At 47.9% G+C, this 14,596-nt stretch carries 13 protein-coding genes, 1 tRNA gene and 1 pseudogene; 5 read left to right on the top strand and 10 right to left on the bottom strand.

The window, feature by feature from the left end; translation table 11 throughout:
• Positions 1–126: 126 nt before the first annotated feature.
• Together ACN4EG_RS25050 and ACN4EG_RS25045 are read left to right on the top strand one after the other, a co-directional pair.
• Entirely contained in the window at positions 127–1,008 is an 882-nt protein-coding gene (locus ACN4EG_RS25050) for a DUF6920 family protein (protein ID WP_431633016.1), read from the top strand.
• Between the two features lie 20 nt (positions 1,009–1,028).
• Positions 1,029–2,270 carry a plasmid pRiA4b ORF-3 family protein gene (locus ACN4EG_RS25045; RefSeq protein ID WP_431633015.1) on the top strand — a complete coding sequence of 414 codons (1,242 nt, stop codon included), beginning with the start codon at positions 1,029–1,031 and terminating at the stop codon, positions 2,268–2,270.
• Between the two features lie 13 nt (positions 2,271–2,283).
• On the opposite strand, the gene ACN4EG_RS25040 is transcribed toward ACN4EG_RS25045, so the two are convergent.
• Complete coding sequence (locus ACN4EG_RS25040) at positions 2,284–3,915, bottom strand: ShlB/FhaC/HecB family hemolysin secretion/activation protein (protein WP_431633014.1); 1,632 nt, start codon at positions 3,913–3,915, stop codon at positions 2,284–2,286.
• Between the two features lie 801 nt (positions 3,916–4,716).
• Between ACN4EG_RS25040 and ACN4EG_RS25035 the strand changes: the two genes are divergently transcribed.
• Both ACN4EG_RS25035 and ACN4EG_RS25030 read left to right on the top strand, forming a co-directional pair.
• On the top strand, positions 4,717–5,403 hold the full coding sequence (locus ACN4EG_RS25035) for a hypothetical protein (protein WP_431633013.1): 687 nt from the start codon (positions 4,717–4,719) through the stop codon (positions 5,401–5,403).
• Positions 5,404–5,447: 44 nt separating this feature from the next.
• Complete coding sequence (locus ACN4EG_RS25030; protein WP_431633012.1) at positions 5,448–6,161, top strand: hypothetical protein; 714 nt, start codon at positions 5,448–5,450, stop codon at positions 6,159–6,161.
• Between the two features lie 3 nt (positions 6,162–6,164).
• Here ACN4EG_RS25030 and ACN4EG_RS25025 read toward each other — a convergent pair whose 3' ends face one another.
• From ACN4EG_RS25025 to ACN4EG_RS24985, 9 genes are all read right to left on the bottom strand, one after another.
• Entirely contained in the window at positions 6,165–6,836 is a 672-nt protein-coding gene (locus tag ACN4EG_RS25025; RefSeq protein WP_431633011.1) for a hypothetical protein, read from the bottom strand.
• A gap of 30 nt (positions 6,837–6,866) precedes the next feature.
• Positions 6,867–8,462 (bottom strand): cytochrome P450, encoded by a 1,596-nt coding sequence (locus ACN4EG_RS25020; protein WP_431633010.1) that lies wholly within the window; start codon positions 8,460–8,462, stop codon positions 6,867–6,869.
• 142 nt (positions 8,463–8,604) lie between these two features.
• A complete protein-coding gene (locus ACN4EG_RS25015) occupies positions 8,605–9,762 on the bottom strand; it encodes an aminotransferase class V-fold PLP-dependent enzyme (protein WP_431633009.1) in 1,158 nt (385 codons plus the stop codon).
• Between the two features lie 27 nt (positions 9,763–9,789).
• A complete protein-coding gene (locus ACN4EG_RS25010; protein WP_431633008.1) occupies positions 9,790–10,503 on the bottom strand; it encodes a hypothetical protein in 714 nt (237 codons plus the stop codon).
• A gap of 10 nt (positions 10,504–10,513) precedes the next feature.
• Positions 10,514–11,902, bottom strand: a complete 1,389-nt coding sequence (locus ACN4EG_RS25005; protein WP_431633007.1) for a ParA family protein — start codon at positions 11,900–11,902, stop codon at positions 10,514–10,516.
• A gap of 164 nt (positions 11,903–12,066) precedes the next feature.
• A tRNA-Asn gene (locus tag ACN4EG_RS25000) sits at positions 12,067–12,138 on the bottom strand.
• Positions 12,139–12,414: 276 nt separating this feature from the next.
• The gene (locus ACN4EG_RS24995) at positions 12,415–12,963 is read right to left on the bottom strand and encodes an NYN domain-containing protein (protein ID WP_431633006.1); all 549 of its coding nucleotides are present in this window, start codon (positions 12,961–12,963) and stop codon (positions 12,415–12,417) included.
• A gap of 134 nt (positions 12,964–13,097) precedes the next feature.
• Positions 13,098–13,787: an energy-coupling factor ABC transporter ATP-binding protein gene (locus ACN4EG_RS24990; protein WP_431633005.1), complete on the bottom strand. Its 690-nt coding sequence runs from the start codon at positions 13,785–13,787 to the stop codon at positions 13,098–13,100.
• The gene (locus ACN4EG_RS24985) at positions 13,788–14,057 is read right to left on the bottom strand and encodes a hypothetical protein (RefSeq protein ID WP_431633004.1); all 270 of its coding nucleotides are present in this window, start codon (positions 14,055–14,057) and stop codon (positions 13,788–13,790) included.
• Positions 14,058–14,397: 340 nt separating this feature from the next.
• Here ACN4EG_RS24985 and ACN4EG_RS24980 point away from each other — a divergent pair.
• A pseudogene (locus tag ACN4EG_RS24980) lies at positions 14,398–14,596 on the top strand (photosystem II D2 protein (photosystem q(a) protein)); the annotation flags it as partial.

Raw genomic sequence — 14,596 nt, 5'->3', positions numbered from 1 at the left:
GGGGAATGGGGAGTGGGGAGTGGGAGGGTGGGAGGGTAAGGGCGAACCTCACAGGTTTTTCATTCTCAGGATCTAGGATAATGGCATGGACTTGGAAGGAGAACAGTTATCGGAGGATATTTAGCGATGGCCGTCTATATTCTGTTGATGATTCTTCTGTATGTTGTTGCTCTCATTGCGATCGCGCTTTTATTATTGCGGGGTTTACGGTTTCATAATCGTCGCGTTATTCGAAAAATTTGGCATCGCTTGCAATCGCCGCCACAATCTACGAAGTTTCATCCTACGATGGTTGCTGGTTTACCGATTCCTGTACAGCGCTACTTTCTCCACGCGATCGCGCCGGGAACGCCAATCATGACTTCGGTAGATCTGAAGATGCAAGGTCGGTTTCGATTTAGTTTGACCCATCGTTGGATACCGATGCAGGCCAAGGAGTTATTGTCTCGCCAGGGATTCATTTGGCAAGCGAGGATTGGACGGGGATTATCGCAATTTCAGGGGGCTGACTATTACTACGAGCGTCGAGGCCGCATGCAATTTGCCCTCGGGGGACTGCTGCCGATCGTGGATGTGCAAACGGCGGATACGGCGCGTTCCGCGATCGGGCGTTTGGCAGTGGAATTCATGTGGTTGCCAACGGCACTTTTGCCGCAACAGGGCGTGGAATGGCGGGCGATCGATGACCACACTCTGGAAGCGCAACTGATGATCGATAATGAATCGGTAAAACTGACGTTCCAGATTGACGCTGACGGGAAGTTACTGGCGGGTTCGGTGCTGCGCTGGGGCGATCAAACCGTCGATCGCCATTGGGATTATTTGCCGATGGGAGGCTACTGTTCCGCTGAACGCACCTTCGATGGGTTAACGATTCCGACCCAGGTGGGCGTCGGTTGGAACTTTGGTACAGAGCAATTTTTTGAATTTTTCCAAGCGACGATCGACCAAGCGAATTTTTGTGCGGCCCATCAATTGAATGAACGTCCAGTAACACCAGTGAGTTGATTCGCTCCGATCGAAGCGATATGCTGAGAACAGGGTTTTTGGAAAGTTTAGGTGTGGCAAAATTACAGCAATCAGAAAGCGTGCCCAAGACGATGCAGCCAAAGTTCGATAGCATCGTCGCAATTACGGACGCCTTTGCTCAAGAATATCTGAATGCAGAATATGCTCAACTAATCCGCTACGCCACAGCGGCACTCTGTCGCAAGCGGCCTTCTCCCCTCGTCAGTGGACGCGAACATACTTGGGCTTGTGGAATTACCCACGCGATCGGATTCGCTAATTTCCTGTTTGATCCCTCCCAAAAACCTCACATTAGCGCAGGGGATCTCTATCGTGCCTTTGGGGTGAGTATGAGTACTGGACAGGCCAAGTCAAAGGCAGTGCGAGAGACTCTCAGAATTACGCAATTTGATCCTAACTGGTGTTTGCCCAGTCTCGTCGAGGACAATCCGCTGATTTGGATTGTTTCGGTTAATGGCTGCCCAATGGATATTAGGCTGCTTCCTCGCACGTTCCAAGAAATGGCCTATCAACAAGGCATAATTCCCCATATTCCGGGAGAAAAAATAGATCCGGAGGCCAAAGAAGGGGTTCAATCAGCAAAACAGACTCAATCCGTTGAACACCCACGATCGACCCAGCCAACGCGACAGGCCAAACCCATGACACCTGCCAAGCCAACTAAAACTGCCAAAACTGCCAAACAAACTAAAGCCGCAAAATCCAGTCCAAGGTCCTCGCCTCCAGATCCGATCGACGATCGCCCCAATGACCTAACCACGATGCCACCGACCAATGCGCTGTACACCCTGGATGTCTTTATCATAGATGGGCCAGTGACTGAGGAGTTTGTTGAGGAAAATCCTGAAATTTCTCGGAGGATCGAAATCAAAGGCAGTCAAACTCTAGCCGATCTCCACAAAATTCTCTTTAAAGCCTTCGATCGAGAAGAGGAGCATTTGTACGAATTTCAGGTGGGTGGACAAGGCCCCAACGACCCCCCAGCTCAACGTTATGGATTGCCCCAGCCCGCTGGCCGCCGGAGAACGAAGGCGAAGCCTGTGCAGGATGCGACCAGTACCCCGATCGCCAGTGTGGGATTATCTGTGGACGATGCTTTTGGCTATTGGTTTGATTTTGGTGATGATTGGTGGCATCAAATTAATGTGATAACCATTAGCGAACCGGAAGCGAACATCCAGTACCCCAGAATTACCCATCGGGTCGGGGCCAGTCCGCCTCAATACGCTGATTTCGGTTAAAGGCTGATGGCGCTTAAAAACTGTAGCCCACGCTGAAATGGACACCTTCATCCTGGGCATTATTGCCCTTGCCGCTCCATTGCACCAACGGTCTGGCATAGTCCGCCCGCACAATCATGCGAGGAATGGGTTCCCAAATCACCCCCAGCCCGATCGAAGCGAGGAAGGTTTCCCCCGTCAGTTTGTTGGGATTGTCCGATCGGCTCCACACTGCGCCCATGTCAAAAAAAGGCACCAGTTGAATCATGGGACTGCCCGCAGCATCCCGTTTCACAACGATTCGATCTTCCAAGGAAAAGCGAACTCCATTGTCCCCCGATCGGGCATTCTGTCGGTAGCCCCGCAGAGATTGGCCGCCCCCAATGACAAACTGTTGGGACGGCAGCAAGGTATCCGGCGTAAGTTGCAGATCCAATTGCGCAATTAACAGATTACTGGGGCCGATCTGTTGCACCCGTTGCACTTGGCCTAACCAACTGAAAAATTGGCCATCGGGCACTGCTCCGGAATTGGTCGTCGCATCGAAAATATTCAAGCCCAAACTGAACTGCGATCGAAACGCCCAAGCCCCAAAGGGTTCCCGTTTGATGAAATCCTGGCCAAACTTGAGCACCCGTGTTTTGGTGGTGCCATCGGCCTCGGCTCCAATGCCAAAGGGAAAGGGCTGATTGTCAAACAAAAACGTCTGACCATCCTGAAAAGCCAGTCCCAGGGAGAGGGCAAATTCCTCGCGCGGACTGCGGGTCAACGGTTGTCGATAGCTGATTTCGTACAGCGCGTTGTTGCTCCGAATGCCAAAGGCGGAAAAATCAGGATCAATAATTTTGCTGCGACTGGGCGCAATCCGCAGTTGTAACGTCCCGTTCATCGGATTCAGCGGCAAACGATAGCCGAAGTCAAAGGCATTGGAACCACCCTGGGTCGATCGATAGTAGGAGGCCGTCACTTCATCGCCCCAACCCGTGGGGTTCCGATAGCTTAGGACAGCCCCAATGCGATCGGACCCGACACTGGGCGGCGACAGGTTATCCACCCCCACAAAGCCATGGAAGGCAGGTTCTTCCTTCACCAGCACCGATAAAATGCTCTGCCCCACCCCTGTGCCGGGTTTAATGCTGGCCTCCACATTGGTAAATAGCGGATCCAGCTTGAGCAAGCGTAGTTGATCTTCAAGAGCATCTTTGTTCAGGGGCACTTTGGCTCCGAGGCGAATGCGGTCTGCGACGTAGGCAGGTTTGACGTTTTCCAGTCCGCGAATGTCAACTTTTTCCAGCGATCCTTCAATGATGCGCACTTTGACAAGGCCATCGGTGATGGTTTGTTCTTCCAAGACGGCGCGGGAGGTAATATAGCCCCGATCGAGGTACTTCTGTGTCATTTGATCGACCAGTGATCGCAACTCGTCAAAGGTCACCGATCGACCTTCCACCGTTTTGACCAGCGCTTCCCAATCCTGGTCGGTAAAAATTGTGCTGCCCTGAATGATGATTTTGCGGACGGGAATAGTGATGGCTGGGGCGTCGGGCGTTGGCGGTAGGCTGGGGCTAGGCGTCGGCGTCGGCAACGTGGGCTGAACGCTGGGTAACGGTTGGGGCGTGGGCAGGGGTTGATTGAAGCGATCGCGATCGCTACTCGGTTCAGGCAAAGTTGTTTGCGCTCTGACAGAGGATGTCACTAGCAGACATCCCATCGTGAGGAGACCAAGTTGAAAAAAGGCAGAGCGCAGGATCATAGGAGAGGATCAGTTGAACGGGACAATAAACAGAGGAAAGCAATTGAATTTAGCTAGAAATCTGAGTTTTACAGCTAAATCATGGCTCAGCATTCCGAGGCATCGCTAGGTTTATGTTCGCCAGCCCTAGAATACTCGAATTATGCAGGATTGTATCGGGCCATTCTCTATTCAAGGACAATTGCTGTAGGCTGACTTTAGGGGGCAAATTTGCATAACTTGCCATGGGCTATCGTTAAATGAGTTTAAAGTCTGAGGTTTCCGAAATGGACTGCAATGCCCTTGTAGGATTCCCTGCCCCCGGTCATTTCTCCTATTCAATCAATTTGCCCTAGCTACCGACAGTCAAGCCATTCGTCAGATATAGCCTCGTCATTTCATCAAGGGTACCTGCTAGCTTAATCTCGATCCAGATCTCCCCCGATCGAGTGATCGAAGTTGCCATAAAGTTAAGCGTGAGGGCAGATTTCCCCTGCTTTCATGGTAGTAATCGTGCCATTAGTTTTGCGTTGTAGCCTAGTGGGGAATGTAGGCTGGTCGGCAATGTAGGCTGGTCGGCATGTAGGTTGGTGGGCAATGTAGGTTGGTGGGCAATCTTTTCGCGAAGTTTGTGCGATCGTAAAAAAGATTGTTTGAATTTCAAAATTTTCGACCTCAATTTGTGACCTAGGTGATCTTGCCCCTAGGTGATTTCTGAATACTGGAACGGTTGTTATGAACTATTTTTCTACCTTTCTCGCCTTGTTGAAAGACCGTCAAAGTTTCTTGGAGGAAATCCACGATCGGGTGCAATTAGGACATAAAATTACGGCGCTAATGCTCTGTAGTTTCCTCTGTTTTGCAGTTTATGGTGCAATTATCGGTTCTTTTCACAGTCCACTTCAATCGCTTTCTTCAGCCATTAAGCTACCAGCCCTATATCTGATTACGCTGACGGTGTGTTTACCAGCGCTCTACGTATTTAATGCCCTGTTTGGCTCTCGCAAAACGATCGGACAGCATTTTACCTATGTGCTGAGTGCTGCATCAGTGATTGCTTTGTTATTATGTGGATTTGCACCTGTTACGATGTTTTTTCTGATGACATTAAGCATGAAAGATTATTCTTTCTACTTACTGCTCAATGTAACCATTTTTGCCATCACCGGCATTTTTGGCATTTCCTTTCTCTATCAAGCAATGCGTCCCATCGTGGATGGTGAAAAGGATGAAAATGTAAAAATTCGGACGAATATTCTGAAATTTTGGTTGGTTCTCTATGGCTTTGTGGGAAGTCAGCTAGGCTGGACGCTACGCCCCTTCTTTGGCTCGACAACTGGCTTTGAATTGTTTCGTCCGAAGGAAGGTAACTTTCTCACGGGCGTTTGGACAGCACTTCGGCATGTACTGGGGGGTGGCTAGAGTAGGTCACTCAATTGTCCGATGCAAGCAGTGCGGAGCACAGGATGGAAAACACGGCTCGATCGCTAATAATGACCTCCCGAGAGTTGGAAAAACTGTGTGGCAAGGAGGTGAATGATCTCTTTGTAGGGGGCATTTGCCGTCCATCGGTGTTCCGCAGTGGGCAGAAAATGCTAGCATTTCTAGTGCTAGAACTGGCAGTTGCTGGAATTTTGCTGATTTTCAGTCTGGTGATCAGCTTAGGTTGTTTTCGGGGTGTGCAGGATTTGAGTCAAGGGGCAAACGCGATCGCGTTTGTGGGGTTAACCGTTGGATTAATGCTATTGGGATTGCTAGGCTGGAATCTCTGGATGGTACTCGCAAGGCAACCTTTACGAATGTTAATGCGATTGCTGGATGAAGTCGATCGATATAACGAATTAGTCCAAACGATCGAGGTTATGGATCAGATTCAAGCGATTACACCGTCTCCAGAACGCAACCACGATCGGACTGTTGTATTAACGGCAGTGGAGCTGACGCGAGATAGTTTGGTGTCTGGATTGATGATGGAACGGCTTCTACGGGAAAATCGTGGTTTGCTGGCTCGGCAACAGGATTTGCTACTACATTTAGAGCACAATGGAGCCCATTTGACGGTGCTGGAATTACACGATCGGGCCCAGGGATATGCTGATATGATGCAGTCTGCGATTGAGATTGGCCAGTTTGTCAGAGCGGAAATGCAGCAGGCGGTGTACGAATCGGCCAAGGATTGACGACTAGACCAGTTGATAGGGCTCAAACCAGGGAAAGTGTAGATGTCCTAGGGTCAAAAAATCAATCATAATATGCATTGCAATAATACTAACCAATGCACGATGACGCCAAAACAGCCACATCCACCCTAAGGACATGATGAGTAAGAAAAACGGCATGATTAGGGCAGGTTGGTGTTTCGGTAAGACATTCACCCAAAACAAAGCGTGAATAGCACCAGAATATAGGGAGTAACTCAAGAAACCTAGACCAAAAATCTTCCATGGACTTTGAACATTCAATCGCTTGCCCAGCCAGCAACCTAGCAGAAACCAAAACACAAACATCAATTGTTCTAAGATGCCATTGACTAGGGCAAAGAAGCCTAAGTCAGACAATTGGTAGGTTCCAGGGGTTTCCTTGCGAGTTAATAAAATATAACTAATCGCCGCTAATCCGGTAAATGCCCATCCCAGCAATAGAGATTGAAGATATCCAGGCTGCTCGGCGGTCTCTGAATGGGGGCTGAGCAAGAGAGGAATTTGCTGTCGTGTGACGATTAAGAGAACCACGGCTAACAAACAAATTAACCAATAGAGCCAAATTTGCATTTCGATCGCCATTGTTCTGACATCCTGCTTTGCTTGTTTGTTAGGAATCGTAATGATTGTAGAGTTCAGAGACAATCCAATCATAGGATGCGGACGGTTCTGATCTCAGCAGCTTTATGCTGTTGGTTGACGGAGGGCGATCGTCAAATTAACCGCATCCTTAGGCACCATTGAAATAAATAAGCCAAATTTGCCTAACTCCATCACTGCTTCATCTCCGGCTTGAACGGTAAACGTAAATTGATGCAAGAGGATTGCCAGGACGATCGTCATTTCATGGAGCGCAAATGTTTCCCCGAGACATCGCCTTGCTCCATCCCCAAAGGTCAAGGGTAGCTGCTCCGCTTGGGCTCGGGGCTGGTTCAGAAACGTTCGTAAAGGACACCCTCGAGTTTTTTCCTCCGCAGTAGCGGGCTGTGAATCTAAATATCGTTCGGGCTTAAACCGATCGGGCTGGTCACCATAATCATCAGAATTCAAGTGGAGTGGCTGTAATGGAATACCAATGACCTGATGACTCGGAATCGTCCATCCTTCTATAATATCGGGCTGCAAACTCACTCGCTGCAAACCTGCCATTGGCGGATACAGCCGAAGTGATTCAACGATCGCGGCTTTCAGGGTCGGTAATTGAGGTAAATCGGTGGAGATTCTGCCATGCTCTTGAAAGAATTGATCAACCTCCTGGTGAATCTGTTCTAGGAACTCCGGATGACGGGCTAAGAGCGCTAGGGTAAAAGTAATGCTAGTGGCAACGGATTCGTACCCATTGACGATGATGGCAAAGAGATTATCCCGAATTTCTCGATCGGTGAAAGGTTGCAGCTCAGTTTCGGTGAGGTGATTGGCTTGCAACAGCAAATCGAGAAGATTCTTGGGAGGAGAATAGGGTTGAGATTGTAGGGTCACTCGACGTTGTTGAATGAGTTGGTAGAGAAATTGGTCAATCCGGTGGAAGGTCTGGGCGAGTTGACGATTTTGGGGTAAGGGCAAATGTTGCCACCAAGTTGTAAATTGATGCAAAGGATGATTACTTTGTTTGAGAATAAAACGGATATCCGCTAAAGTGTCGTCCACATCCCCCTGCAATGCCCGAAAGTCAATGCCTAACGCCGATCGGCCAATAATGTCTAAAAATAGAGCATTACAGTCTGGATAAATATTATGGTGTAGGGAACCTGGGGTTGTATTGATCTGCGATCGCCATTTCTCTGCAAGATCTCGAGTACAGGTTACAAAAGTATCATAAAATTGCGCAACTCTTTGCGGGGTAAAGAGGCTTTGCATTAAGCTGCGCTGCCGTTGCCACTCAATGCCATTGTTGGTTAAGACACTGGTGCCGTAGAGTTTTTGAAGAATGATGTTGGGACGAAATTTTTGATAGTTTTTCTGATTACTAACGAGAATATGTCGTGCCATGGGGAGGTTTGCGATGGAAAGTTGATGCCGCCACAGCCAGAAAATTTGAACAATTTCCCCTAACTGCTCATGAAAACTGTGATAGGCGGCTAGGCGATTCTCTGCACGGTAAACTTCGGCTAGGTTACCCAGCAAAAATTTTGGATTGCGTAGAGGAACAGTTCGTCCATCTTTGTGGTGAACTTGTAGGTGTGATCGATCGACGATCTGAAAATACCATCTGCGCAGCAATAGCCATCCGAGGAGGGGCATTAAGCCTATGACGATCGGAATGATTGGAATTGTATGCATTATGCGTCTCCATCAACCTAGGGGGTAACGAAGGTAGAGTTGGATGGATTTAGCCACATCTAATTGGCTCCACCTCATTGTAGGATGGAAAGCAGGATGGAAGCTCTGTTCTTGGAATGTTGTTAGAGTTGTAGGGGTGAAGTTAAAGGATCGATCGCAAAGTTTTCCCTAGAAATTCGTACTCTGGTAACGTGTTGTAAATTTGGGCTGAGATTCGAATCAAACGTTGAGAGGTCGTAGGGAAGGGAATGATAGGCACTTCAATATTAAATTCTTGCCAAAGCTGTTGATAGAGAGCTTGAGGATCTCCATCCGAAAGCGGTAATGTTGCCATTGAACCTAGCATTTCATCCGGACAAGGAAGTGTAATTTCTAGCACTTCACTCATTTTCTTTCTTGCAATCACTGCTAGGTTGTGATTATGTTCCATTAAGCCCATCCACCCGTTTGGGAGCAATGATTCTAGATATGCGATCGCTTTAGGCACTGAAAGGTACGCCGTCGGATCGCCAGTGCCCATCCAATCGAATTCCAAGTGAAAGCGTGATCGGCTTGTGCGGGGATCGTTTCTGCCGTGGCTGATGGTGGTGGGATGGATGGCAGACTGACGATCGGGCTGGACGTAGAGAAAAGCTGCTCCCTTGGGTGCACAAAGCCATTTATGGCAATTTCCCGTGTAGTAGGTAGCACCCAGCGATCGTAAATTCAACGGCAGCATTCCAGGGGTATGGGCTCCATCAATTAAGCTTTCAATCCCGTGGGTGTTGAGCGTTGCAATGATTTCAGCAATTGGTAGGATTAACGCAGTTTGACTCACGACATGATCGAGTAAAACTAAGCGTGTTTTATCTGAGAGTTTGCTGAAAACGGCCTGGACGATCGTGTCTGATGATGTAACTGGAAACGGAATTTCGACAACGACGATCGTGGCTCCCGATCGTTCTGCAACGTAATTCAAAGCATTACGGCAGGCGTTGTATTCCTGATTGGTGGTGAGTAACTCGTCCCCTGGTTTCAGATGGAGCGATCGTAGGACAGCATTCACCCCCGTCGTTGCATTGGGAACAAAGGCTAAATCCGACGAATCAGCCCCGACAAAGTCTGCCAAGACCGATCTAGCTGCATCTAGCCGCGCTTCGATCTCCCGACCTAGGAAACGGAGGGGTTGCTGTTCTAGCTCCTGTCGTAGATTGTGTTGGTAAGCAAGAACTTCCCGTGGACAAGCACCAAAGGAACCATGGTTGAGAAAAACAACATCGGGGTCAAGCGTCCAGGCGTCCCGAAAGGGCGATCGATTCATAGGTTGTGCTACACAGGCTCGAAATGGCTATTGCCAATTGTCGCTCATCTCCATGAGTTTCTCTGGGCTAATCAGTCCTTTACCCCGATGGGCCAAAATAGCTTGAAAGGTTGCCAGACTGTGGCCTTCAGTTTTGGCTGCTTGTAATTGCTCAATGAGTTTGGCTGTTCTGGCTTTGCCAATATAAGGTTCAAGATTGCGCCGAACTTGCAGGTGAGCCGCAGGTTCCAAAATTCGATCGAATGCTTGAAACATCGGTAACGGAATAGGAACACGATCGTCTAAGGCTTGTAAAACAGTCGCGATCGATTGCTGAAAACTTTCCTGGTCTAGCATTTTCCGTTCCAGCATTTCCAAGCGTTTGAGGATATTTTCGGTGGGCAAAGACTCACTCATGGGCGTTGCGGTAACGGCTGTGGAACGGCTGGGTCGTAGGAGTGCAATTTGTTTGAGGGCGATCGCTTCGTTTTTCGCACTAATGATGTAGACCGTAATGCGCCCTGGAAGTTGGTTGTCAAATTCCAGCGCTTTCAAATAAGCATGAAACTCTAAATGTCCAGAAATCAACTCGTAGTTTTCAAAGTCGATCGATTTCACTAAAAGCACACTGAGCAAGGCTCCAGCTTCGACAATCTGGTGCGCCAAGGCTTCTATTTCCATCGCATGAGCTACCGGATCAAACCGACTTTGATCGGTAATGTGGATACTTTCTAGATCCAGCGTTTGGGGTGTTGATTTCATCACTTGGCTCCTACAATCCCGTCATTGTCATGATTTCTTTGGTCAAGGCTTCGAATTCTTCTGCGGAAACAGAGTTCGGTTTATAGTCAAAAATGGATTGCGGATCGGGAATGTCCATCTCTCCCAACGCAACTACCCGTTCCAAAGCCGCTGACAAATCTCGCCGCTCATAAATTCGAGTTTTTAACAAAGGAAATTGATACCGCTCCTCAACGATTTTTTCCATCTTGGGCAAAGTGTACTTGATAAACCGATCGGCCGTATTGACTTTAGAGGCTAAGACACCCAAAACGGCTATCGGCTGTCGATTCATCATCTCGCGAAATTCATCCACTCCCTCCAAAAAAGTGCGCACATTATTCAAACCTTCATTGGCAAACGGACGTAAATCTGAGGGAATTAAAAGATAATCACTAGCTAGAAGAGCGATTTTAGCAAAAACGTTGAGGGATGGTGGCGTATCGATGAGTACAATGTCATAGTGATCTCGTACTTCGTTCAGTTTAGACAACAAACGAGTTTGTACCTGAGGTGAGTCATTTAATTCAACTTCTTTCGTCGTTAAGCTGATGTGACTGGGAATCACATCAACTGCCGGAAAGGTAAAGGATGACTTCTGAACGACTTCAGGAATCGTAAATTTGTTGCGTTCAATCAAAACATGATAAATATTGCAGTTTTTAATATTGTCTGTGGACTCGTCTTGGAACTTGACCAATCCGGTGGCAAAGGTTGTGTTGGCTTGGCTATCTAGATCAATGACTAAAACCCGTTTGCCTTTTTTGCACAATCCAGCCGCAAGATTAATCACCGTTGTGGTTTTGCCAACGCCACCTTTATTGTGATAGACCGCAATCACTTTCATAGTGCTCTCCGTGGAATTTGAAGATAAAGATTGGACAAGAGGAAGTGGAGAATCTGAGGGTGCGATCGCAGGTTCAGGTTCAGTGGCCTGAGGAGGAGCCATCTCGATCTCCCTTCTTCCGACTAACGCCTGAAGTTGGGACAAATGCTGGGGCACATCCCGGCCCGGTACTTGCAAGCGCAGCACCAACTCCCCCTCAACCAGTTCATACACCCGCACATCTTTCCCATTGGTCAGCACGCCATGATTTACCTGAAGATAGCTTAAGTAATGTCGTAACTTACGAAGATGCCGATCGAGATTTTGGTTAGGATGCTTCGCTTCAAAAATCACCTGAAGTTGATCGGACTTCCCAAGGACATTCCCCGCGATCGCGAGAAAATCTAACCGAACTCCCCCAAAGGTAATTTCCTGATGCCAACTTTCCGGCGGATAGCCCAAGCTGGGTAACAAGTACTGCACAATAAATTTGCTTTCAACCTCAGCCTCGTTCCGACATTGCTCAGGATTATAAAACTTTGCTGCTTCATTCACAGACTGACGATCCGTTGAACATCACCAATTTCTGTTATCGCGCAAAACTTCTGTCTAAAGTATGACAGAAGTCACCATCTTGATTGGTTATCTTGATTGGTTATTTTGAAAAAGATAGGGGTGAGTAACCTATAAACTACTCACCCCTATCTTATATATTTAAACTCCCCAGGCAAGATTCGAACTTGCGACCAATCGGTTAACAGCCGACCGCTCTACCGCTGAGCTACTGAGGAACGTCTCAGACCTTTTATATAGTAATCAGAACTTCTCGATTTCGCAACCCCTTTTTCAAAAATTTTTCTGATCAGTTCTAGATTGGCTCAAAACACCAAAACACGGGGGTTGATCCTGCTGCGATTTCTACAAACTCTACCTTTGTAGGTCACAACTGTAGGGCACAAAACTGGGGGCGTTGGGAAAAGCTTGTATCAAGAGAATTTTCAAATGCCTGCTCCCGCTCCCCAGAGATTGCCATCACTGAAACAATCCCCAAGATAACTAGAGAAGACTTACTTGCCATAGCGTAGCCGATCGAGCTTAGCTTGAGCTTCCGGATCCAAAGAGTTGATTAGAAAACGGCCTGACGACTTTTGCGTTGGTTTTTGTTTGCGCCGTACATGGCTAATGGTGAACTCTACTTCGTTAGCCAATTGCTCCGCCGACATCCACTCCGCACCATAACCAACGACGGTTAGCTGCTGTGCCCGATCGTTCGTTGCGACGATGATCCGTTGATGAAATTTCCGAATATCGTAACGAAAATCGGCGCAGGATTTTTCAATGTACGTATCCGCTGTTTGGCCTTGGTCGGTGTAATGAATAGACAAAAAGCGAGTAATAATTTCTCGATTACTGGGGCTGTTGCGATACTGAGCATCAAACACCAGTTGCGTGTCGTAGGCATTGTAGGCTGCAAATCCAGCCATCAGTTCGGTTAAATGACGACGGGCTTCTTCTAACCCTTGCCGATCGCGAATTTTTTTCAAGTCACGCCAAGCGCCGACTATGTTATAGCCGTCCACCAAAAGAATTGCTTGTGGAGCGGGGCGCTTTGACATTGCACCAAAAAATCAGTGAAGAACTTGACATTTCTACATAATGCCATTCCTCACCCATTCTGTATACTGATCCACCCAAGACATTTGTGAAATAAATTAAGTCACCCGTGGCAACTGACTGGAAAATTTAATCCCTACTCCACGAATCTTTCATCCCCTGTCGTTTCCAAATCCAATAACCGTTGTCGTAAACGGGCCGGATCCCCTTGATCAATCATCTTGCCTTGATGCAGCAAAAAAGCTCCATCACAGTAGTTCAGCTCGTTTAAACGATGGGTAACCCAAAGAGCGGTGATTCCCCGTTGTTTAACCAAGCGTTGCACCTGGGCAACGAGTTCTAATTGACTATCTGGATCCAGCAAAGCCGTCGGTTCATCCAAGAGCAAAACATTACAGTGACGGGCAATGGCTCCCGCGATCGCGACTCGTTGCTTCTGACCGCCGCTCAGGGCATAAATTGGTCGTCGCTGAAACTCTAAGAGATTGACAGCAGCTAAAGCTTCACCAACTCGCTGGTGCACTTCTGGGGTCGATAGCTTTTCTTCGACTAAACCAAAGGCGACATCTGCACCCACCGTCGGCATAACCAATTGATGATCAGGATTCTGAAATACAAATCCCACGGGTTTTTCTAATTCAATATCACCCGTTTGTCTAGGTAATAAACCTGCCAAAACCCTGAGGAGGGTGGATTTCCCACAACCATTCCCCCCCAGTAGCATCCAAAATTTCCCACGGGGAACCTCCAGGGAGCAGTCATTTAAGACAGTCTGTCCATTGCTCCACTGGAAATATAAGTTCCGTACTGAAATCGCCGGTGTCATTTAAGACTCGGCCACTGCGAAGAATCCCGGTGTGCGTCCAGAGGTGCCGCCGCTTGTTTTTTCGTAAACCTGCACGGCACAAATGGCACTATTGAAAACCGCTACTTTTTTACCCACCTGATGGTCACAGGTTAACTCTAGCAGTTCGATCGAACTGGATTTCATTGCGCTGAGCACTCGTTGATAATCGCCCTCGGCATCGTCTTTTTCTTTCTTTTGTACCGTTAGGGTGACGGGAGTCTCTTTGAGTGTCAGTTCCAGAATAAACATGCATCGTCCTCTGATGTCCGGACTCTAGTATGACAAATTCTTAGGGAACACGAGTTAAAAGCTTTCTCTCAGCTAAGCCATTTCCTCGGCAATCGCTGAAAACCCAGAAAAAAAATGGAATTCGCTACAAGTGCCAACAGGTCTGGGCTTCAGCCTTAGGAAAAGTTTGAAATGTAACGAAATATAAAAATTATTTCTCAGAATTCTTAATTCCTACTAGCAGTTTAAGAAAGGCTTCTCCTATAATTCAGGTAAAGAAAAGTAAACTTTTGGCCAGAGTTTTTTAACTTTTGGCGAGAAGCTTACTTGAACTGATCCAATTTCCTTGGAGAGCACCCGTATGACTATCGCAATGGGGCGTCCTTCAGCGCAGCGCGGTATCTTTGATGCCGTGGACGACTGGCTGAAGCGCGATCGTTTCGTCTTCGTGGGCTGGTCAGGTCTGCTGTTGTTTCCCTGTGCATTTTTGGCACTGGGTGGCTGGATGACCGGTACCACCTTTGTCACGTCCTGGTATACCCATGGACTGGCCTCTTCCT

Source organism: Alkalinema pantanalense CENA528 (genome assembly GCF_050753345.1).
GTDB classification, from domain to species: domain Bacteria; phylum Cyanobacteriota; class Cyanobacteriia; order Leptolyngbyales; family Leptolyngbyaceae; genus Alkalinema; species Alkalinema pantanalense.
This window is presented reverse-complemented; position numbering and strand designations above follow the sequence as displayed.